Origin of the sequence: Pseudoalteromonas sp. NZS127_1 (assembly GCF_015864295.1) — a bacterium.
GTDB classification, from domain to species: Bacteria; Pseudomonadota; Gammaproteobacteria; order Enterobacterales; family Alteromonadaceae; genus Pseudoalteromonas; species Pseudoalteromonas arctica.
The window spans coordinates 1-21082 of the sequence record NZ_JADYXO010000028.1 but is presented as its reverse complement, the minus strand read 5'-3'; the positions used below and the strand labels follow the sequence as shown (position 1 = coordinate 21082).

The 21082-nt window shown below is 39.9% G+C and carries 20 protein-coding genes; 16 read left to right on the top strand and 4 right to left on the bottom strand.

Annotated features, from left to right (window positions below; all coding sequences use genetic code 11):
- Positions 1-62 precede the first annotated feature (62 nt).
- From I6F50_RS18295 to I6F50_RS18270, 6 genes are read left to right on the top strand one after another with little or no spacing between them, the layout of a single operon-like run.
- On the top strand, positions 63-836 hold the full coding sequence (locus I6F50_RS18295; protein ID WP_197118534.1) for a DUF3450 family protein: 774 nt from the start codon (positions 63-65) through the stop codon (positions 834-836).
- Positions 836-2161, top strand: coding sequence for a MotA/TolQ/ExbB proton channel family protein (locus I6F50_RS18290; protein ID WP_165729237.1), 1326 nt, complete (start codon positions 836-838; stop codon positions 2159-2161). Before I6F50_RS18295 ends, I6F50_RS18290 begins: the two co-directional genes overlap by 1 nt.
- Complete coding sequence (locus I6F50_RS18285) at positions 2154-2534, top strand: MotA/TolQ/ExbB proton channel family protein (RefSeq protein WP_002960812.1); 381 nt, start codon at positions 2154-2156, stop codon at positions 2532-2534. The genes I6F50_RS18290 and I6F50_RS18285 overlap by 8 nt, the downstream gene beginning before the upstream one ends.
- Positions 2535-2538: 4 nt before the next feature.
- Entirely contained in the window at positions 2539-2943 is a 405-nt protein-coding gene (locus I6F50_RS18280) for a biopolymer transporter ExbD (protein ID WP_165729239.1), read from the top strand.
- Position 2944: 1 nt separating this feature from the next.
- The gene (locus tag I6F50_RS18275) at positions 2945-3601 is read left to right on the top strand and encodes an energy transducer TonB (protein WP_197176941.1); all 657 of its coding nucleotides are present in this window, start codon (positions 2945-2947) and stop codon (positions 3599-3601) included.
- 19 nt (positions 3602-3620) lie between these two features.
- The gene (locus I6F50_RS18270) at positions 3621-5042 is read left to right on the top strand and encodes a lipopolysaccharide assembly protein LapB (RefSeq protein ID WP_197176951.1); all 1422 of its coding nucleotides are present in this window, start codon (positions 3621-3623) and stop codon (positions 5040-5042) included.
- 478 nt (positions 5043-5520) lie between these two features.
- Here the strand turns inward: I6F50_RS18270 and zapE are convergent, their stop codons facing one another.
- Positions 5521-6630 (bottom strand): cell division protein ZapE, encoded by a 1110-nt coding sequence (zapE, locus tag I6F50_RS18265; protein ID WP_197176940.1) that lies wholly within the window; start codon positions 6628-6630, stop codon positions 5521-5523.
- Between the two features lie 59 nt (positions 6631-6689).
- On the opposite strand from zapE, the gene rsuA reads away from it, so the two are divergent.
- The 3 genes from rsuA (at position 6690) to I6F50_RS18250 (ending at position 9205) form a co-directional block, all read left to right on the top strand.
- Entirely contained in the window at positions 6690-7388 is a 699-nt protein-coding gene (gene rsuA / locus I6F50_RS18260) for a 16S rRNA pseudouridine(516) synthase RsuA (RefSeq protein ID WP_197176939.1), read from the top strand.
- Between the two features lie 120 nt (positions 7389-7508).
- Positions 7509-8162: a bifunctional tRNA pseudouridine(32) synthase/23S rRNA pseudouridine(746) synthase RluA gene (gene rluA, locus I6F50_RS18255; protein ID WP_024589793.1), complete on the top strand. Its 654-nt coding sequence runs from the start codon at positions 7509-7511 to the stop codon at positions 8160-8162.
- A 92-nt stretch (positions 8163-8254) separates the two neighbouring features.
- Positions 8255-9205 carry a DUF3530 family protein gene (locus tag I6F50_RS18250; RefSeq protein ID WP_165729247.1) on the top strand — a complete coding sequence of 317 codons (951 nt, stop codon included), beginning with the start codon at positions 8255-8257 and terminating at the stop codon, positions 9203-9205.
- Here I6F50_RS18250 and djlA read toward each other — a convergent pair.
- From djlA to I6F50_RS18235, 3 genes are read right to left on the bottom strand one after another with little or no spacing between them, the layout of a single operon-like run.
- Positions 9188-10054: a co-chaperone DjlA gene (djlA, locus tag I6F50_RS18245; protein ID WP_007585079.1), complete on the bottom strand. Its 867-nt coding sequence runs from the start codon at positions 10052-10054 to the stop codon at positions 9188-9190. The genes I6F50_RS18250 and djlA overlap by 18 nt on opposite strands.
- Before the next feature lie 31 nt (positions 10055-10085).
- Entirely contained in the window at positions 10086-10742 is a 657-nt protein-coding gene (gene murU, locus I6F50_RS18240; protein ID WP_197176938.1) for an N-acetylmuramate alpha-1-phosphate uridylyltransferase MurU, read from the bottom strand.
- Positions 10739-11740 (bottom strand): aminoglycoside phosphotransferase family protein, encoded by a 1002-nt coding sequence (locus tag I6F50_RS18235; RefSeq protein WP_197120187.1) that lies wholly within the window; start codon positions 11738-11740, stop codon positions 10739-10741. Before I6F50_RS18235 ends, murU begins: the two co-directional genes overlap by 4 nt.
- A 111-nt stretch (positions 11741-11851) precedes the next feature.
- On the opposite strand from I6F50_RS18235, the gene lptD reads away from it, so the two are divergent.
- The 7 genes from lptD to I6F50_RS18200 all read left to right on the top strand — a co-directional run bounded on the left by lptD (position 11852) and on the right by I6F50_RS18200 (position 20585).
- Positions 11852-14104 carry an LPS assembly protein LptD gene (gene lptD / locus I6F50_RS18230; protein ID WP_197120188.1) on the top strand — a complete coding sequence of 751 codons (2253 nt, stop codon included), beginning with the start codon at positions 11852-11854 and terminating at the stop codon, positions 14102-14104.
- 30 nt (positions 14105-14134) lie between these two features.
- Positions 14135-15430 carry a peptidylprolyl isomerase SurA gene (surA, locus tag I6F50_RS18225; RefSeq protein WP_007585086.1) on the top strand — a complete coding sequence of 432 codons (1296 nt, stop codon included), beginning with the start codon at positions 14135-14137 and terminating at the stop codon, positions 15428-15430.
- A gap of 2 nt (positions 15431-15432) precedes the next feature.
- Positions 15433-16425 (top strand): 4-hydroxythreonine-4-phosphate dehydrogenase PdxA, encoded by a 993-nt coding sequence (pdxA, locus tag I6F50_RS18220; RefSeq protein WP_007585088.1) that lies wholly within the window; start codon positions 15433-15435, stop codon positions 16423-16425.
- Entirely contained in the window at positions 16422-17228 is an 807-nt protein-coding gene (gene rsmA / locus I6F50_RS18215; protein WP_007585090.1) for a 16S rRNA (adenine(1518)-N(6)/adenine(1519)-N(6))-dimethyltransferase RsmA, read from the top strand. The genes pdxA and rsmA overlap by 4 nt, the downstream gene beginning before the upstream one ends.
- Positions 17212-17601: a Co2+/Mg2+ efflux protein ApaG gene (gene apaG, locus I6F50_RS18210; protein ID WP_007585091.1), complete on the top strand. Its 390-nt coding sequence runs from the start codon at positions 17212-17214 to the stop codon at positions 17599-17601. The genes rsmA and apaG overlap by 17 nt, the downstream gene beginning before the upstream one ends.
- A 13-nt stretch (positions 17602-17614) precedes the next feature.
- Entirely contained in the window at positions 17615-18433 is an 819-nt protein-coding gene (locus I6F50_RS18205; RefSeq protein ID WP_197176937.1) for a symmetrical bis(5'-nucleosyl)-tetraphosphatase, read from the top strand.
- 136 nt (positions 18434-18569) lie between these two features.
- Positions 18570-20585 carry a methyl-accepting chemotaxis protein gene (locus I6F50_RS18200; RefSeq protein WP_197159574.1) on the top strand — a complete coding sequence of 672 codons (2016 nt, stop codon included), beginning with the start codon at positions 18570-18572 and terminating at the stop codon, positions 20583-20585.
- The last annotated feature ends 497 nt before the right edge of the window (positions 20586-21082 follow it).

Sequence of the window (21082 nt, the reverse complement as noted above, 5' to 3'; positions counted from 1 at the left end):
AAATTAACAGTAATTACGTCCTTGTAATTGCTTGTAGTAACTTTCAGGATTGTTGTTAAGTAATGCGAAGCTTAATTAAACCAATTAGCGTAGTTATCGCGCTTTGTAGCACTATGGCAGTAAAAGCCGACACTGTTAGTGAGCTAGAACAACTCGTTAATAAATGGCTACAAATAGAAAATCAAAACACAGAATTAAATACTCATTGGCTTGAACAAAAAAGCAGCATGGAGCAAACCTTAACGCTTCTAAATGCTGAGCAGCAGCAACTTAGCGAGCTTAATCAGCGTAGAAAAAAAAACACCAGTGAGCTTGCCCAAAAACGCGAACAGCTTGTTACCAAGCAATCAGAGCTTGAAAATGATCAACAGCAATTAAATGATCAACTAGCGCGTATTTCTCAGCAATTACTTTCATTACAAGTGCAACTCCCCCCGCCACTTTTAAGTAGTTGGAAAAACACCGGTGATTTAAGCGATTCAAAACTCAGTACAACTGATAAATTACAAACAGCACTAAAAATGCTGACTCTACTTAATGATTTTCAACAACGTATTTCTATTCACGAAATGGCTATTAAGCATCCTGATGGGCAAGAAGTATGGGTAAAGCAGCTTTACTTAGGTGCAGCTCAAGCATGGTTTGTAAGCGAAGATTTAAGTTATGTAGGTATTGGTTTTCCAAGTGACTTAGGTTGGCAGTGGGAATTTGACCCAAGCATTAATGCTGAACAAGTTGCACTGGGTATTGCTGTACAGCAAAAAAAGCGCGCTGCTGATTGGGTAACACTCCCAATATTAAGTTATGTAAATAAAAACCAGCAAGGGGCTAAATAATGGCTACTAACAGCATAATTGCAGTATTTAGCGCCACGGTTTTACTTTTTAGCGCAAACATTTCTTTTGCAGCCAGCAGTGATGATGCTAAACAAAGTATTTTAAGTGATATTAAAACAGCGCAACGCACTCTAAATAAAACTCAAAATAGTATTTCAAAAGAGCAAGCTACTCTTGCAAAGCAAATTTTTACCAAGCAGCAATCGCTCAGTAAATTGCGCGAACAAGCAGCCGTTAATCGCCGCCTAGCTGACGAAAACACATTAAGCCTTGATCAGTTACAAACCCGATTAGACACTTGGCAACAACAACAGCAATATCAATTAAACTTACTTAGCCGTTTTGTGCGCCAAAATACCAGCAATAGTGCTAGCAGTAACGAGTCGACTAATAACCAAAACGAGTTATTAAGCCGCGTTATATCGCAAATTAATAATCAAGAACAGGCACTTTATCCACAGTTTAAAAAACAATCGGTTGTGCTAAGTAATGGCGAATTAAGCCAAGCTAGTACCCTTCAAGTAGGGCCTGTTGCATGGTTTAGTACGCAAACACCTAAACTTATGGGTTTATTAAATTTGGATGATGAGTCTAATGCATTAAAGGTAGCGTTAGTACAATCAACAAGTGACGATAACCCACTCGATAATACTTTAAAGCAAAACGGTGTAGGCTCTACATTACTTACTTTTGATCCTAGTTTAACGCACTTAGTGACTAGCCAAGCCCAACAAGAAAGTCCGCTTGAACACTTAGAAAAAGGCGGTTTATGGGCTATCCCTATTATTTTATTTGCCTGCTTTGCACTAACCATTGCGCTATTAAAAGCCGCGCAATTACTGCGTTTAAGTAAAATTAAAATGCACTCTCAAATGCAATTACAGCAATTTTTTAAAGCTGAAAATAGCAATGAATTTGCAGGCATGCAGCAGCAGTTGTTCAACTTAACGCTGCAAAGCGAAAAAGGCCAAGTACGAGACGATCAATTATTTAATCAGTTAATTCACGATAAGCATAAACTCGATAACTTTATTGGCGCTATTGCCGTTACAGCTGCAGTAGCTCCACTACTTGGCTTGTTAGGTACTGTTAGCGGCATGATCGAAACATTTAAAATGATGACTTTATTTGGCTCAGGTGACCCAGAAGTTGTATCGGGCGGTATTGCACAAGCACTTATAACAACTGAATTAGGTTTAGTCGTTGCCATACCAGCTCTGGTATTAAATGCACTGTTATCGCGTAAAGCAAAAGCGTATTACAGCCAACTAGAAGGCTTTGCATTACAGCTAAGCCAACTAGAAAAAGGAGAAACCAATGTTTGAAAAAATCGTTAGTAACCCTATTTGCTGGTGTATTCTTTTACTCGCTTTATTTGTATACCAACTGATTTTTCATGACTTACTGCACCTTAAACAATACCAAGCGCAGCGCAAAGGCTACTGGCAAGAGGTTAGCTCTATTTTAACGGCTGCTCTTCCGCTACTTGGTTTATTAGGTACCATTGTTGGTTTGCTTGATACATTTAAAGTAATGGCGCTGGGCCATAACGAGTTAATGAGTGACGCCATTGGTGATGCATTACTAACAACTCAATTGGGCCTTGTGTGCGCTATTCCTGCATGGTTAATGCAAGCTTACTTAGCGTATTCGCAGCGTAACCCTAAATTACATACGTTAAGTAAACAGTTAGGGTAACACTATGCAATCACGATTAAAGCACAAACTAGATCAAGAAGCGGGGCAACATATCGATATGTCGCCACTACTTGATGTGGTATTTATATTGCTAATATTTTTTATTGTTACAACCGTATTTGTACGCGAAAGCGGCGTTGAAGTTGATAAACCACAAGCCGTATCGGCCAGTCGCCTTGAGCAGCAAGTTATATTTTTAGCAATAACCGACTCTCAACAAGTATTTTTTGATGGTAGCCAAATTGGTGTTGCTGGCGTGCGTAGTAGTGTCGAGCAAATGCTCAAACAGCAACAACGCCCTGTGGTTATTCAAGCTGATAAAACAGTACCTACAGAGTTACTTGTTCAAGTAATTGACGAAGCAAAGCTGGCAGGCGCGGCGCAAGTTAACTTAGCTACGAAGCAATAATATGCACACGATTGACTCGCCTCAAAAAACGAAAAACAATCGCCATCCACTTTTTGCATTTGGCCTTAGCCTCATTGTACTTAGTGCTGCATTACTACTTTTATGGCTTGGACAACTTGCCGAACACCATATACAAGACAAAGTGGTTGTACGTGAGATTGCCATGGTGGCACTGCCACCTCCTCCTCCGCCATCAATATCGCAACAGCAAACAAGTGAGCCAATGCAAAGCTTAGCGGTAGAAGGTGCAGGCGCGTCTATTCAAGCCGTAAAAATTAAGATCAACAGCAATTTAAGTATTGTAAAACCCGATACACCTAACGTAAAAGTAAGCGCGCCACAATGGCAATCAATGAGTGTAAATTGGGATGCATTTAGCTTAAATCAACTCGATGGTCTCCCCACTTTACTTACACCTGTTAAAGCCGTTTTACCAAAAAGCTTAACCCGCCGAGGTGTTGATGTATTTACTGTAAAACTCGATGTATTTATTGATGAAACTGGCAAGGTAAGTTTAATTGAGGTAGTACAAAATCCATACCCTGAACTTAAACCAGCTATCGACAAAATTATTAAACAAAGCCGCTTTAGTGCACCTAAAAAAGAAGGTGAAACCGTACGCGCTCGCTTTATTTGGCCAATCGAATTTAAACCTTAAGCCTATTAAAATGAAAAACATGAATGTAATTAAAACGCTAAAACCATTAACTCGCGCAGTTATCACTACTTTAATGTGCTCATTACCTTTATTAGGTGCAAGTAGCGTACATGCAAGCGCTGCTAGTGATACTAATGCGCCACTAAAAGTAACGTTATCGCCTAGCGATCCAACATGGCAGTTGGCTATAAATAATAAATTATTAGGCCCTACAGAGGTTCTTATTGAGCCGACCGAGCGCGGCTTTGCTCGTCAAGTGCAGCCACTCCTACAAGCCGGTAATTACAGTGAAGTCGCGGCGCTATTTAAAGGCCGTGATATAAGCCAAGACAGCACTGCTTTAAACTTATTACGTGCACAAGTTTTGCTTTCAACAACAGACTTTAATAACGCTGAACTAGCTTACTTAGCGTGTTTAAAAGCCTCACCTGATTTAGTAAAAGCACACCAAGGTTTGAGCCTTTTATACATGCAACAAGCAAAGTATGATAAAGCGCAAACACACTTAGTTCATAGTATTGAGCTTGGCCAAGCTGACGCACAAAGTTATGCGCAACTTGCTTATATACACGTGCAGCACAGCCAGCCTTGGAGCGCAGTAGCGGCGTACCGCCAGGCGCTCATGCTAGCGCCAGAAACAAGCCAATATCAACAAGGGCTATTGTTTGCGTTAATTGAATCGGGTGATTTAAGCCAGGCAAATGCATTATTAAAAGAGTTACTCAATAAAACCCCTAATAAAGCTGAACTTTGGCTGCAACGTGCAAAAATAGCGTTACAACTTGATCAAAAAAAGCAAGCGCTTGCTGCTATTGAAGTGGCCTTAAAACTCAACCCTAAAGATACCAGCAACCAGCTTTTAGCCGCTCAGTTGCACTTAAGTGAAGGTAGCAGTGAACGCGCTGTTAGCTTATTAAAGCAAGGTTTAAAACACGCCACTAAACAGCAGCAAGTTGAGGTTATTAATACCACGATGCAAACTTTAGGCTGGCTTGTATCTCAACAAAAATGGGATTCAGCTAAAGATCTAATAGGCAGCGCAAAAAGATTAACTAAGCAACTACCCCGTGATGAACAAGCCCAGTTTTCTGTATACAGCGCACAAATTGCTATGCAGCAAGGTAATACTAAACGTGCTCTTAAAAGCTTAAATAACGCACTTAAAATAAACCCGAATTTAGGTGATGCCCTACTTAGTTTAGCGAGTATATATCGCAGTAAAAGCCAACTTACCCAAGCAAAACTTATGTACGTTCGTGCACAAGCCCTACCTGATTACCAACTATCGGCGTGGCTTGGATTATCGCAAATAGCGATTGATTCTAAAGACTACCCGAGCGCGCTAAAGCATCTTAGAAAAGCATTACAAGCTAACCCACAACGCCAGGACTTAATTGCTAATATTCGCGCCCTTGAGAATATAGTGCGCCAAGAGGGGTAAGTTTAACGCTGTGGTTAAATTTACTTGTAGTCGCACAGATTGCTGGCGTGATGGGCAAAGCTCGTAATTTCTATGCTTTAATGTTTTCTCATTTACTCCTCTTTGTGAAATAAGATCTTAACTGATTTATTCACAAAGAGGTTTAGAGGGCGCTTCGCTTTAGAAAAGTAAAAATACATAATTACTATTGTTTTAATGTCTTCTCATTTACTCCTCTTTTGCTTCTCTTTGTGCAATAAGATTTTAAGTGATTTATTCACAAAGAGGCTAAGAGGGCGCTGCGCTTTAGAGAAGTAAAAATAAATAATTACTATGTTTTATGTCTTCTCATTTACTCCTCTTTTACTTCTCTTTGTGCAATAAGTTTTTAAGTGATTTATTCGCAAGGATTTTAAGAGGCATTACGCTTTAGTAAGGCAATGAATAGCAATCAGCGCTTCTCACGTGAGCAAGCTCGTTTACAATATATTTTAAAGCGTTACCAATTTTGCATTTCGACTATGCGTGATTGCGTGCGCGCATATTCAAAGCTCAACTTTTTACCTTTATACAAATGTTCAATGTCGGTTTGCGCATTTATCACTAGCAATTTATGGCAATCGTAAAACTCATCTACTAAGGCAATAAAGCGCCGTGCTTCGTCGTCAAAAGTATGCTCATCAAGCATTTGTTTTTCGCGTTGGTAGCTATCTTCAATGCCATGCACAATAACTTTACCCGTTGTTTTAGCACCCATTTGCGGCACGTTCGATACATATAACACATCAAATTGCGTTGCTAAAAACATATAGTCGTTAGCACTGCGTGGGCCTGAACATAGCGCCATAAAATCAATCATCAAGGCATTATCGGCTCTTAATAAATAAGGTAAATTGCGCCCATGCACACTAACTGTGTTGCTGCATGTTACAGCCGGATACGAAGCTAAAAACTTACTTTCAAAATCGTGATTTGATAAATTAATAAAATAGTGACGACTGTTTTTACCATATCTAAAACGGTGATCGTCCTCCCCTGCCACGTTAATTATATGGCAATAGTTATTAATTAAATCGATAGTAGGTAAAAATCGCGCCCGTTGCAGGCCGTTGTAATAAAGTTGCTCTGGCTTTGCGTTCGATGTGGCCACCAGCACAACACCTTGTTCAAACAAGGCATTGAACAATCTGGCCATAATCATGGCATCGCCAATGTCGCTTACAAAAAACTCGTCAAAACATAGTACTCGAATATTTTTAGCCCACTGTTTTGCAATCAAAATGAGTGGATTTTTTTGACCTTGTAGCTGCGAAAGTTGGGCATGCACTTGTGCTATAAAATGATGAAAATGCAGCCGCTGCTTTTGATCAATAGGTAGGTTTTTATAAAATAAATCCATTAACATGGATTTACCACGCCCTACGGGTCCGTATAAATAAACACCTTTTATTAAAGTCGCTTTTTGCCACCATGATGTGTGAGCTTGAAGTTGCTCGCTTAATGTATTTAAAGCCTCCACTGCATTTTGCTGCGCATCATCAAAACACAGTTCACCTGTGTCTATTTTTGCTTGGTAAAGGCTTAAAATTTGTGTGCTGTGCACTGTCATGGTATTTCACTATCGGCTATAATCGCGCCCATTGTAGCCGACTAAAAATGTGAACCAAAATGAAATTCCCTTGCCGCTTAGATAAATTTATTAGCCACTTAGCCGAAATACCGCGCACTCAAGCTCGCGCGAGTATTAAGCGAAAAGAAGTAAGCGTTAATGGCGAAATAATTACCTCACATAATTTTCAGCTAGCCCAGCAAGACGAAGTACTGCACCAAGGTGCGCCTTTGGTATTTTTAGGTAAGCGCTATTACATGCTAAATAAACCTGTTGGCTATGTATGTGCTAACAGCGACGAGCTACATAAAACTGTTTTTGACTTACTTGATGAGCCAAATATGAGTGACTTTCATGTAGCAGGTCGTCTTGATATAGATACCACAGGGTTAGTTATTATTACTAATGATGGCGATTGGTCACATAAAATTACGTCACCTAAAAGCAATAAATTTAAAACCTACCTCGTCGAAACCCAAGAGCCGATTACCGATGAAGCCCTTGAGCAATTACGAACAGGTGTCATGCTGCATAACGAAAAAGATTTAACCCGCCCAGCTATAGCAGAGAGACTTGCTAATTACGGCCTGCGTTTATCAATAAGTGAAGGTAAGTATCATCAAGTTAAGCGTATGCTTTACGCGGTAGATAACAAAGTAGTTGAGCTGCATCGCGAGCAGATTGCGGGAATTACCCTAGATGAAAACTTGGCCAGTGGTGAATATCGACTATTAACAGCGCAAGAAATTAAGTTATAAAAGTGCTTTAAAGGAGCTAAGGCTTGGATTATTAGTTAAAACAATATAGCCAAACTTTTACTTGAGCCTGTTGGCCTGCTCTACTAAAATAGCGACCTTCAAAATTTACTAAGGTCGGCCGTGTTAGTTAATTACAATCCCCCTATGAGTCCGTATTTAACGATACTTTTTCAGGATGACGACTTACTGATAGTTAATAAACCAAGTGAGTTATTAACTGTCCCAGGTAAAGATCCTAAACATGCCGACAGCTTAATTAATCGTGTTAATCGTGTTTTTCCAACAGCAAGAATAGTGCACCGCTTAGATATGGCGACTTCTGGCATACTGTGCCTTGCCATGAATAAAGCAGCGCACAGACATTTAAGTATGCAGTTTCAAGAGCGCGAAACAGCTAAACGTTACATAGCACGTGTATACGGACAACTTGAAGCTGAAACAGGATCAGTAGATTTACCCCTTATTTGTGATTGGCCTAATCGCCCAAAACAAATGGTTGATCACGACAGAGGTAAACCTTCGCTTACGCATTTCAAAATACTTGAGCGTGAAGAAAATGCAACCCGTGTAGAGCTAACCCCAATCACTGGTCGCTCGCATCAACTACGTGTGCATATGTTAAGCCTTGGTCATCCTATTTTAGGTGATAGACTTTACGCCCACAAAGAGGCACTTGCTGCCGCTCCTCGCTTACAATTACATGCACAAATGCTGCAATTAAAGCACCCTGTAACTGAGCAAGTACTTACTTTTGAAGCCGAATTAGAGTTTTAGCAGGTTCAAATTTACTAGCTAATTCGCTCTATACATTAAACTTTTAGATAACCTTGCCGATACCTAACTAATTGTCATTAGTTAGGTGCGTTATGCTATTTCCACGGTTTTTAAAAGGGGCTTTTTATATACAGCTCAGCTGTGCCCTACTTTTAGCTAACCCCATCAGCGCAGCTGAACATATTGCTCCACCTAGCCTATCAAGTATTGAAAATAGCGATATTGAGCGACTACTTCCAAGCGATGAAATAAAGCCTATATTGGCGGGTGAAACAGAATTTTTAAGCCTTTACAGCGAGTATATGAGTAGTAATTTTAGAGGTATCGTAATACTTATACCCGACTGGCATTCTTCACCTACCAATAATTCAGGTATGAGCTACTTGCGCAAAGAGCTTAATAATTTAGGTTACAGCACCTACGCAATGACAGTACCCGACATTGACTGGCAAGCAAGTAAAATGGCCGAAGCAATGCCCAGCGAAGCCGAAGCTGCGCCTAGTAAAGCCGATGAACCTGCATCACCCGACACAGCAACAAGCGCACAATCACAGCCTGCAAAAATAAAAGAAGAACCTCATTACGTTAATGCAATTGAAAAAGTAACTGATGACGTGCTCGATAACTACAAAATAAATCTCATTTCTCGTTTTAATGCGCTGTATCAAACTGCAATGGAAGACTCGAGTAATATAGTGGTTATTGCACAAGGTACGAGTGCGGGTGTGTTGTTGGAGTACTATGCAGATTTTCCGGACGAGAGAGTTGAGGCGTTTATAAGTTTAAGTAGTTACCTGCCTAACACAAAGCGTAACGAAAGCTTGAGCCAAACGGCTTCACTTGTTACACCTGCCTTGCTTGATATTTACTATGCAAATGACAGCACAGACATCTTAATGAGTCTTAAAAATCGTCAGCGCTGGGTTAACCGAAATGCAAAGTTTGATTACCGCCAACGCCAGTTGTTTGGCCTGCGCGATCAACCAGATCAACACGCACGCCTAACAAAAGAAATAGACGGTTTTTTACGCCGACTTTTTTAAATACTCATAAGCAGCTTGAATATCTTGGCTCTTTTTAACAGCCAGTTCCATCATGTGTTTTGGTAAACCTTGCGATACTAATTTATCTGGATGATGTTGCGACATAAGTTTACGGTACGCTACTTTTATATCACGCTGCGTTGCATCGCTACTTAAGCCTAATAACGCCAATGCTTGCGCACGGTTCATATTATTATTTGGCGGTACATGGTGGCCAGAACCTTCACGGTAACTACTACTTTGACCTTGGTTTTGTTGCTGCTGATTAAAGCGCTGTTGTTGCTTTCTAAAGTTAAACTCAGCTTGGTAACGTTTTAATACAAATGCAAAGTGTGTTTTAGAAATGCCTAGCTGTTTACTTACTTCTGCTAATAGTTGCTTTTCTTGCTCGGCTAGCACGCCATCAGAAAATGCCATCTGAATTTGTATTTCTAAAAATAACTGTATTAAATCGTTTCGTTTAGCAAAGCGTTCTTTAAAATCGTGTACTGTTTCTTTAAGTGAAAAGTCACTCTCTTTACCTGATTGAAATGCATGCTGTGCTTCACGGCGTTCTTCGCCTTTTAAGCCCATTTCATCCATAAACAAGTTAGCCGCTTTTATATGTACTTCGCTAACTCGACCATTCGATTTAGCAATGTGCCCCATGACAGCAAAGCAGCTTGAAAAGAATAAAGCTTGGCGCTCGTGAACATCGTCACCACTAAATAAGCTAGAAAAGCCGCCTGCTTTATCAAAGTTATTTTTTAAGCTTTTATCAAATAAATGACCTAGGTATAAACCTAAAATGGCACCAAATATTTTGCCAAACATAAAGCCAAAACAAAAACCGAGAATTTTTCCCCACATCTATAATACTGCCTTTTTAAAAATTGAGTTATTACGCCTCAAGGCGCGTGTTTAATTGGTTTAAACGATCTGGTGTACCAATATCATCCCACTGCCCTATATAGAGCTCAGTAGAGACTAAATGTTTATTTAGCTTTTCACGTAAAATAGGCCCTAAAGGGCGAATACCTTGCGTTAATCCTTTAAAAAAATCAGCCTGATACCGGCCAATCCCTGAAAATGTATATTTTTGGCTCTCGGCCGATAAATGGCTCAATGCAAAGTCGCCATCTGGATTGTGTGGCGGGTTTTCTATCAGCACTATGTGCGCCTCACCGGGTTGTAAATGAAGTTGCATAAGCGCACTTACATCATAATCGGTGTATACATCACCATTTATAACAATGAACGAGTCGCCTAGCAGTGGTAACGCTTCAATTATACCGCCAGCCGTTTCAAGGCCACCTTCTACTTCTTGGCTGTAAAGTATGTTTACGCCAAACTGACTGCCATCGTTAAAGTAGTCTTTTATTTTATCACCTTGCCACGCAAGGTTTATTACAATATCGGTAATTCCGGCAGCTTTGAGGTTATTTATATGGTGCTCAATAAGTGGTTTTTCTGCCACTTTTAACATTGGCTTTGGCATATTTTGCGTTAGCGGCATCATACGTTGTCCGCGCCCTGCAGCTAAAATCATCGCTTTCATGAGCGCTCCTTTGCTAACTTTTCAGTCACTTTTGGCACTATGGTATTTTTAGTCCACTCACTTAATGCTTTAAGCTCTGGATAGTTTGCCGCTACTTCAATAATATAATCAAGCGTCGGTAAAATATTGTCTAAATAACCTGTTTTATCATCACGTAAATATAATCGACAAAATATTCCTGCCGCTTTTAAATGGCGCTGTAAGCCTGTTAAATCAAACCAATATTTAAATTCATCAAATGAAGTGTTAACCATTAAGTTTTGAGCTGTAAATTCTTGATAAGCAAAATCAAGCAAGCTTGTTAACTCTTTTTGAGGCAGTTTAAAGTAGCAATCGCGTAGTAGCGATACTAAATCGTAGCAAAGCGGCCCGCGTACAGCATCTTGATAATCGATAATTGCCCACTGGCCGTTACTATTCATAATATTACGGCTATGGTAATCGCGATGAACGGTAACAGTGGGTTGCTCAAGCATGGCCTTTATTAATAGCGCTGAACTTGTTTGCCACATTACGTTTTGCTCTGCGCTGAGTGACTCATTAATAAAATCATTCACTAACCACTGGTTAAATATATCAAGTTCTAGCTTTATAAAGTCTTCGTTATACGCTTGCATAGCAAAAGCTGGCGGCGTTTTTGCCCACTGAGCACTTAAACTAATTAATGCTTGATAGTGCTCGGTGCGGTTTGCATCATCGAGCATGTCGGCTAGGTGTGTACAGCCTAAATCGCTGAGAATAAAAAACCCTTGTTTTTCATCACTTGCAATAATAGTAGGAAGTAAAAAACCTTGTTCAGTAAATACCTTATTTAGCGAAATATAAGGGTCGTTATTCACTTTTTTTGGATCAGAATCCATCACTATTAAATGCTTATTATCGTGATTTAAACGGTAATAACGGCGAAAACTCGCATCACCCGTGATCGCGTTTAAAGTATGCGACTTAGCATTAAGGTGTGAGTTTATAAATTGTTGTAAATTCTCAAAGCGTGTCATTTTATAAGATATCTATTTTTCACTAAGTTAATTAGGTCAATTACTGTAATTGCCATTATTTTCCTTTATTATGTGTATATTATATTAAACACACAGTATTAAGGTCGATAAATGAGCAAAACCTGGGGCATATTGATGCTAAGCGTAGTTAGCGCACCATCGCTTGCCGAAACTGAACTGGCACACAACCTTTGTGGCATTTCAATGCAAACCAGAGCTTGGCAACCACTTGAAGGCCTTAACCTTGGTGAAGTTGATATTCAAGCTGATGATGTTGAGCTACTTGGCACTCAAAGCGCTGAATTTACCGGCAATGTTGATATTAACACCCTTAAGATGAGTTTGTCCGCACAAACTGCGTTGATAGACAAACAGCGTGGTTTATTAAATGCAACGGGGCCTATTACTTATCAAGATTACGTAAGTAAAGTAAACAGCACCGGATTAAATGCCGATTTAAATAATTCAGAAGTCAGTTTGTTAGGCGCCGACTACAGCCTAACCGAACAACAAGGTAAAGGCGGCGCTGAAAAGCTTACTGTTAATCAGTCTGGCCTATTACTCATGAATGCAAGCTTTACTACTTGCCCGAGTGACACCCCAGTATGGGAAATCGAAGCTGACGAAATAAACCTTTCGCGCGAAGAAGGTTGGGGCGAAACATATAACGCCGTATTACGCATTCTCGATACACCGGTTTTATATTTACCTTATTTTACATTCCCGCTGGATGAGCGCCGTAAATCGGGTTTACTTACCCCGACTATTTCAAGCTCTGATAAATACGGCCTTGAAACAATTACGCCGTACTATTTAAATATTGCACCTAATTTTGATGCCACTATTACGCCTCGTTATATGTCTAACAAAGGGCTGCAATTACAAACCGAATTTAGATACCTAACAGAGCAACACGAAGGCTTAGTAGGAATTGAATATTTAGATAGTGATGATTCTGAGCCAGATTTGAATGAACGCTACATGTTTCATTGGCAACAGCAAAGTTATCTGGGTGAAAACTGGCGCGCAAACGTTGATGTAACCAATGTAAGCGATGATAACTACATCACCGATTTAAGCTCAAATTACGCAAGTAAAACCGATACACAGCTGTATCGTACTGGCTCACTTACTCATTTGGGTGATACATGGCGCACCGATATTAAAGTACAAAACTTTGAAGTACTGGGCGATCACTTAGAGTCATACACTGCAATACCACAAGTTAATTTTACGCAAACTGCGCCTTGGCGTTTTGATAATTTTGATTTTAGTGTGTCTGGGGAGATTAGCCATTTTACTAATGATTCATCAGAAGTGGCCATAGACAGCGCAACTCGTGTACACGTAGAGCCAAAAGCCCGCTACAACTACGCAACGCATGCGTGGTCATTTTTATCTGAAGTGAGCTTATTGCAAACTAATTATAAGCAAAACGGAAACTTAACAGGCACGCAATACAGCGATACCGTATCGCGTACTATTCCTAAAGTACGTTTGTATTCTCAGCTTAATTTTGAGCGTGACGCATCTTACTTTTTTGAAGATGCTATACAAACGCTAGAGCCGCAAATTCAATATTTATATACACCTAATAAAGACCAGTCAGACATTGGCTTGTTTGATACAACCAAGCTACAAGACGATTATTATGGTTTATTTAGAGACGTGCGCTTTTCAGGTGTTGACCGCATAGCAGCAGCGAATCAGTTTACTTTAGGTGCTACAACGCGCCTATTTGATAAAAAACAAGAAGAAGTATTTAATTTTAGTGCCGGCCAAATATTTTATTTAAGTGATGACGCCAAGCCAACAGAGCAAGGATTGAACTCAGACACTAATTATAATGCACTATTTGCAGCTCAAACCATGTTACATTGGCACCGCCGTTGGTACCTCGCTGGAGGTATTCAATACGATACAGATGGCAAGCAAATGGTACAGTCAAATGTAACACTTGATTATAAAGGTGATAATAATCAGCTAGTACAATTGAACCATCGCTATGCAAATGATGTCTCAGGAAATACAATCGAGCAAGCAGGTGTATTTACAAGTATTCCTATTAGCGACGAATGGCAATTTATTGCAAGCTATCATCGAGATCTTGAAAACAACAGAAGTATCGAAGTATTGAGCGGATTACAGTATGAATCATGCTGTTGGGCTATCCAAATTACTGGGCACCGCCAAATTGAAACAGATTTAAATCAATCAATAGGCCAAGAACAAGCAACTTTTGATTCAGGTATTAGTTTGAATTTTGTATTAAAAGGACTTGGCAGTAAAAGCCGTTATGATGCACAAAAATTATTACAACAAGGTATTTTTGGCTATCGTAGACCGTATTTTCTTAGTAACTAGAGTACTATCAGCAAGAGTAGTAAAAAGAATATGAATTTAAAAAAATTATTAACATCAGCAGTTTTAAGTGCCAGCCTTTGTCAAAGTGCAATGGCCGCACCAGTAGAAATAGATAAAGTTATTGGCGTTGTAAACCAAGGCGTAATTTTAAAAAGCGAAGTAGACACCATTATTAATCGTGTTAAAAAGCAAGCCGAAGAACAAAACCAGCAATTACCAAAAGATGAAACTCTTCGTGTACAAGCTGTTGAGCGTTTAGTTAATCAAGCCCTTATGATACAAATGGCTGAACGTATGGGGTTACAAATCTCAGACAGCCAACTCGATCAAACTCTTGCAAGCATGGCACAAGAGCAAGGCGGTACAATTGCCGATTTACGTCGTACTATTGAAGGTTCGGGCGAAAGCTTTCAAGCTTACCGTGAAGAAATTCGTAAAGAAATTACAACGCAGCAAGTAACACGTGCAAGCGTCGATCGCCGTATTTATATTAGCGAACAAGAAGTTGATAACCTTTTAAAAATTATGGAAACCCAAGGTCAAAGTGCTGAAGAGTACGACATTGGTCATATTTTAATAGATATCCCTAACGATGCGAACGCTGACGAAATTGCTGGCGCAAAAACACGCGCAGATAAAGTTATTGAGCTATTAAACGATGGCCAAGAATTTAAGCGTATTGCTATTTCATCGTCAAGCGGCTCTAAAGCACTTGAAGGTGGACAGCTTGGTTACATGGGTATTAACGAAATGCCATCGCTTTTTGCTGAAGCAGTAAAAGGCCAAAAGAAAGGCGCTATTGTTGGCCCTCTTCGCTCTGGTGCTGGTTTTCATATCATTAAAGTACAAGACGTTCGTGGTCTACAAGTTGTAGAAACAACAGAAGTGCGCTCACGCCATATACTAATTAAACCTTCAATTATTTTAAGTGAAGAAAAAGCACGCTCTATGCTTGCAGGCTTTGCAAAAGACTTACGCGCAGGAACTGCCGACTTTGGAAAGTTAGCTAAAGAGTACTCAGAAGATCCAGGCTCTGCACTTAAAGGTGGCGAGTACGATTGGACAGATCCAACTACCTACGTACCTGCGTTTAAAGATACATTGCTTTCTCTTAAGCAAGACGAAATAAGCGAACCGTTTAGAACACAGTTTGGTTGGCACATTGTGCAGTTACTTGGTAAACGTGTAGCTGATAAAACTGAGCTAGCTAAACGTAACCGTGCTCACGGTATGTTGTTTAACCGTAAATTTAAGGAAGAAAGTTTTAACTGGCAGCAAGAAATGCGCGAGCAAGCTCACGTTGAAATTTTCACAGCAGACCAATAAATATGACCTTAAGAATTGCTATTACACCGGGTGAACCCGCCGGTATTGGCCCAGATTTGCTACTCACGCTTGCTCAGCAAGCGTGGGATGTTCAACTTATAGCGATTGCCGATGGCAAACTATTAAAAGAGCGTGCAAAACATTTAGGCTTAACAATAAACTTAATTAAATTTGATGATAATGCCCCCGCCATCGCAGCACCTGCTGGCAGCTTGTATATTCATCAAGTTGATTTAGGGGTTGATGTAGAACTTGGCGTACTAAACGACGGTAACGGACAATACGTGTTAGATACCTTGCGTATAGCAAGCGAAAAAAACATGGATGGCACCTTCGATGCAGTCGTTACGGGCCCGGTTCACAAAGGCATAATTAACAAAGCAGGTATTTCGTTTAGTGGGCACACTGAGTATTTTGCGCAGCAATCAAATACTGCTGATGTAGTTATGATGCTTGCAACAGAGGGCTTACGCGTTGCACTTGTAACCACGCATATTCCACTGGCGTATGTATCGCGTGCCATTACACCAGAGCGTTTAACTAAAGTAGCGGGTATTTTAAATCACGACTTACAAACTAAGTTTGGTATAGAAAAACCACGTATTTTAGTGTGTGGTTTAAATCCGCATGCCGGTGAAGATGGCCATTTAGGTCGTGAAGAAATAGAAACAATCACGCCAACGCTTGAGATACTTAGAAGCGAAGGTATGAATTTAATTGGCCCACTACCGGCCGATACCTTATTTCAAGATAAATACCTATCTGAAGCAGATGCAGTGCTTGCTATGTATCACGATCAGGGATTACCTGTGCTAAAATACAAGGGATTTGGTAAATCGGTAAATATTACCCTTGGCTTACCATTTATCCGCACATCAGTTGACCACGGTACTGCACTCGATTTAGCAGGGACTGGTACAGCTGACGTTGGCAGTTTTGAATTAGCGATCCGCGAAGCAATTAAGCTCGCCCAAGAAAAAGCACAAAATCAATGACCGATAAAGTACATTTAGGACACCGCGCTCGTAAGCGTTTTGGGCAAAACTTTTTATTTGATGAATCTATTATCGATAAAATAGTCTCTGCGATCGATCCTAAACCAGAAGACAACCTAGTAGAAATTGGCCCCGGCCTTGGCGCAATTACTGAGCCAGTAGCCGAATTAAGCGGCCACTTAACGGTTGTTGAATTAGATAAAGATTTAGCGCAACGATTAATTGAACACCCATTTTTGGGTCCTAAATTAACCGTTAACCAAGGCGATGCAATGACGTTTGACTTTGCAAGCTTGGTTCGCGATGACAAAAAATTAAAAGTGTTTGGTAATCTACCTTACAATATTTCGACACCGTTATTGTTTCATCTTTTTGAATTTTCAGATCATATTGAGCACATGCACTTTATGCTTCAAAAAGAAGTAGTAAAACGCATGGTAGCAGGCCCAGGTAGTAAAACATTTGGCCGTTTAAGCGTAATGACTCAATACTACTGTAACGCAATGCCGGTTGTTGAAGTACCACCTGAATGCTTTAAACCAGCGCCAAAAGTTGACTCTGCGGTTATACGTTTAATACCTAAAAAGCCAGAGCAACGTACAGCAAAAAGCGTTAAAATATTAAACACAGTGTGTTTAGAAGCCTTTAATCAACGCCGTAAAACACTGCGTAACAGTTTAGGTAATTTACTAACTGCAGAAGAGCTTACTAGCATTGGCATTGATATAACGCTGCGTGCTGAGCGCTTATCTTTACAACAATTTATTGATATAGCTAACTGGATTTATGACAACAAGCAGTAATATTGGATCGCCTGTAAAGGTATCTGTAGAAACATTTTACGTAGAAGGTCAATCTCAACCTGAGCTTGAAAAATACGTATTTGCTTACTCAGTAACGATTAAAAACCATAGTTTATGTAGTGCAAAATTACTGAGCCGCTATTGGTTAATTACCGATGCAAATGGCAAAGAAGTAGTAGTAGAAGGTGAAGGCGTTGTTGGCGAAATGCCAGACATTGGTCCAGGCGAAAGCTATAAATACACCAGCGGTGCAATTTTAGATACACCTGTAGGCACAATGCAAGGCCATTACACGTTACGCAACGAGTTTGGCTCTGAGTTTCAGGCGCCTATTAATGTGTTTCGTTTGGCTTGTCCTAACATTTTGCATTAAGTAGTAACCACTGATGGCAGATTATGCGATAGGTGATTTACAAGGGTGTTTTAGTGAATTTAACACCCTTTTGCAACGTGTTGATTTTAACCCAAGCAAAGATCACCTTTATTTAGTTGGCGACATAGTTGCCCGCGGGCCAGACTCCCTAGCCTGCTTAGACTATATTTACCAACATCAAAATAGCATGACCATCACTTTAGGCAATCACGACCTTCACATGGTTGCCTGCTACTTCCTTAACAAACCTACCAATCCAAAAGATAAACTAAACCCAATATTTGAAAGCCCAAAATTAGCGCGTTACATCGCCTTTTTACAAACCCAACCATTGGCCTTAGAGCTTATAAAACATAACTGCTTTATATCTCATGCCGGATTAAACCCCGACTGGTCTATTGACTATGCTCTAAAGCACGCGCAATTTGCACAAAGCTGTTATCAATCAAACAATGCTAAAGCATTTTTTGAACACATGTATCAGCCTCACCCTATTGAGTGGTCAAGCAATCTTGATGACTTTGAAAAATTTAGATACATAGTTAACTACTTTACCCGTATGCGCTTTTTAACAAGTGATAACAAACTCGAGCTTAATGCAAAGGGTGCAATAACCAATAGTCAAACACTAACCCCTTGGTTTAACCATCCTAATATAGCTAAAACTAAACACGATATTATTTTTGGCCACTGGGCCGCGCTTGAAGGTAGAACAGGTAATCCACGGGTTCACGCCTTAGATACAGGCTGTGTATGGGGTAACACCATGACCCTAATGGAGCTAAGTACTAAAAAAGTAATTGTAGAAAAATCCCACCTTTCGTCTAAATAAACTGAAAAAAAACAGTACATCTGTTAGATTTATCAATTAATAGTTAAAATTAGTTAAAGTAATTGATTTTAATTACTTAACTTATTGGTACAAACGCCGATAAGTCTTAATTGAAGTACTTTTGAGTGGAAATATTATGAACCTGACAGTAAGCCAGCGTATTTGGGGTGGTTTTATATTTATCACACTATTATTATTAATAATTGGTGGTAACTCCTTAATAAAAATTGCAAATATTGACCGCTCCACTCAAAAAGTGAACCAACTATCACTTCCAGCACTAAATAAAAGCTCAGAACTACAAGCCGAGTTTATTTTAATGAGTAAAGCCGCTCAAGCGAGCTTTTACACTACTTCTGCAAATGAACTAGCCCCCATTAAAAAACAAGTTCTTGAGCAAAAGCAGTTATTCAATACCCTTCATCGCGAACTTCAAGACGTAGTTAAAAATGATGCAACGCTTAATCAAAGTAGCCAAAATGTAGAAAAAACCTACTTAAGCTTTTTAAGCACAGTTGAAAGCTTGTTAGAAGATAAAAGCAAACAGCTAGCATTAAACAAAACATTAAAAGCACAATTAGAAAATATAGAGCTAAGTGCAGAAGATGCCAATTCTGTTGTACTCGATATTATTGACATTGATGGCTTTGAGCAAAACCACCCTCGTGCTTATCAAGCTGCAAACAATTTAGAAAATAACTTTATGTCAGTGGTAAGTAACAGCACTGATATGCTAACCGTTAAAACGCTTAATACACTCGATATTGTTAAAAACGAGCAAACCTATTACCTAGAAGAAGTAACGCGTACCATTGCCTTAATTAAACCGGCTATTGAGCAAACTCACAGCGATTTATACTCAAGCTTAAAAGAAAATGTTGATACTTTAGAAAACAATATAAAAGGTAGTAGTGGTTTAGCCGCAAACAAAAAACGATTAATTGATTCGATTACCCTAACAGAGTCAGAGCTTGCCCAGTCAGAGCAAGCCACCAAAATGGCACTTAACCAAATTGATGAGCTAGTTAATCAAGCAAGTGACGTTGCCTTTAAATTACAGCAAGGCGTACGCAGCGACGTAGACTCAGCAAACTTATGGACTTGGGTTGGTATGATTATAGCCACCCTTTTAGCTATAGCGATTGCTATTATTACTGTTAGCCGTATTACTAAACCACTGGCTGAAGTTAACCGAATTTTAGATATTGTTGCCAGTGGCGACATGACACAACGTTTAGACGACAGCGCTAAAGACGAATTTGGCGAACTATCTAAAAGTTGTAACACCTTAATTGATAACTTACGCAGCCTAATTAAAGGCATTATTTCGCGCTCTACTCAGCTAGCTGCAGCATCAGAACAAACATCTGCAATTACCGCAGAATCAAGCCAAGCAATTCGTAACCAGCAAGCACAAGTTGAACAAGCCGCAACCGCAACAACCGAAATGAGCAGTACATCGCAAACGGTTAGCAACAGCGCTCAACAAGCACTTAGCGAAATTAAAAATGCTGATAAAGAAGCTGAGCGCGTTAAAGGTATTTCGAATAACAATAAAGCCACGATTGAACAGCTAGCACGTGAAGTAGACGACGCCTCACAAGTTATTAATAAGCTGCATCAAGATAGTGCATCAATAGGCAGCATTTTAGATGTAATACGCGGCATAGCGGATCAAACTAACCTACTTGCACTAAATGCCGCAATTGAAGCTGCACGTGCTGGTGAATATGGCCGAGGCTTTGCTGTTGTAGCAGACGAAGTACGCTCTCTAGCGAGTAAAACTCAAGAGTCGACCCAAGAGATACAATCAATGATTGAATCGCTACAAACAGGTGCTGAGGCTGCAGTAACGGCAATGAGCAAAGGTAAGCAACGTGCGGTATCGTGTGTTGAGCAAACAGACCTAGCAAGTAGCGCACTTGATTCAATTACATTTGCGGTTTCGCAAGCTCACGACGTAAGTGAAGAGATTTCGACTGCCGCACTTGAGCAACAACAAGTAGCACAAGAAATTAGCGAACGCCTTGAGTCGATTGTAGCCATCGCAGAGCAAACAGCCGAAGGCGCAAACCAAACTAATATCTCAAGTTCAGAAGTAGCAAAACTTGCCGAAGAGCTTCGCTTGTCGGTAGACGAATTTAAAGTTTAGGTTTACTAAAACGATTAAAAAACCCCGATGGTACTATGTACCATCGGGGTTTTTATTTATCAGGACTTTAAAAGTGAGATGTAAAACCTCACCGGTAGGCGTGAAGCTTGCTCACGCGAAAAGCGCAGCTTTTAATATTTATACTTAATAGCTTAACTACTTTTGCCTTATCTAAAGCGAAGCGCCCTCTTAACCTCTTTGTGAATAAATTACTTAAAACCTTATTGCACAAAGAGAAGCAAAAGAGGAGTAAATGAGAAGAGACTAAAGCACATAAATTACGAGCTTAGCTCGTCACGCCAGCAAGCTACGCGTTTTAACCACGGCGTCAAACTTTACCGGTAGGCGTAAAGCTTGCTCACGCGAAAAGCGCAGTTTTTAATATTTATTACTAATAGCTTACCTACTTATGGCTTCTCTAAAGCGCAGCGCCCTCTTAACCTCTTTGTGAATAAATTACTTAAAACCTTATTGCACAAAGAGAAGCAAAAGAGGAG

Coding starts and splice junctions, on each gene's coding strand:
- I6F50_RS18270 (WP_197176951.1), top strand. CDS start 3,621: ATGAATGTAATTAAAACGCTAAAACCATTAACTCGCGCAGTTATCACT.
- apaG (WP_007585091.1), top strand. CDS start 17,212: ATGACAACAAGCAGTAATATTGGATCGCCTGTAAAGGTATCTGTAGAA.
- I6F50_RS18295 (WP_197118534.1), top strand. CDS start 63: ATGCGAAGCTTAATTAAACCAATTAGCGTAGTTATCGCGCTTTGTAGC.
- I6F50_RS18285 (WP_002960812.1), top strand. CDS start 2,154: ATGTTTGAAAAAATCGTTAGTAACCCTATTTGCTGGTGTATTCTTTTA.
- murU (WP_197176938.1), bottom strand. CDS start 10,742: ATGAAAGCGATGATTTTAGCTGCAGGGCGCGGACAACGTATGATGCCG.
- I6F50_RS18200 (WP_197159574.1), top strand. CDS start 18,570: ATGAACCTGACAGTAAGCCAGCGTATTTGGGGTGGTTTTATATTTATC.
- rsmA (WP_007585090.1), top strand. CDS start 16,422: ATGACCGATAAAGTACATTTAGGACACCGCGCTCGTAAGCGTTTTGGG.
- I6F50_RS18290 (WP_165729237.1), top strand. CDS start 836: ATGGCTACTAACAGCATAATTGCAGTATTTAGCGCCACGGTTTTACTT.
- I6F50_RS18205 (WP_197176937.1), top strand. CDS start 17,615: ATGGCAGATTATGCGATAGGTGATTTACAAGGGTGTTTTAGTGAATTT.
- lptD (WP_197120188.1), top strand. CDS start 11,852: ATGAGCAAAACCTGGGGCATATTGATGCTAAGCGTAGTTAGCGCACCA.
- I6F50_RS18235 (WP_197120187.1), bottom strand. CDS start 11,740: ATGACACGCTTTGAGAATTTACAACAATTTATAAACTCACACCTTAAT.
- pdxA (WP_007585088.1), top strand. CDS start 15,433: ATGACCTTAAGAATTGCTATTACACCGGGTGAACCCGCCGGTATTGGC.
- rsuA (WP_197176939.1), top strand. CDS start 6,690: ATGAAATTCCCTTGCCGCTTAGATAAATTTATTAGCCACTTAGCCGAA.
- surA (WP_007585086.1), top strand. CDS start 14,135: ATGAATTTAAAAAAATTATTAACATCAGCAGTTTTAAGTGCCAGCCTT.
- djlA (WP_007585079.1), bottom strand. CDS start 10,054: ATGTGGGGAAAAATTCTCGGTTTTTGTTTTGGCTTTATGTTTGGCAAA.
- zapE (WP_197176940.1), bottom strand. CDS start 6,630: ATGACAGTGCACAGCACACAAATTTTAAGCCTTTACCAAGCAAAAATA.
- I6F50_RS18250 (WP_165729247.1), top strand. CDS start 8,255: ATGCTATTTCCACGGTTTTTAAAAGGGGCTTTTTATATACAGCTCAGC.
- I6F50_RS18275 (WP_197176941.1), top strand. CDS start 2,945: ATGCACACGATTGACTCGCCTCAAAAAACGAAAAACAATCGCCATCCA.
- I6F50_RS18280 (WP_165729239.1), top strand. CDS start 2,539: ATGCAATCACGATTAAAGCACAAACTAGATCAAGAAGCGGGGCAACAT.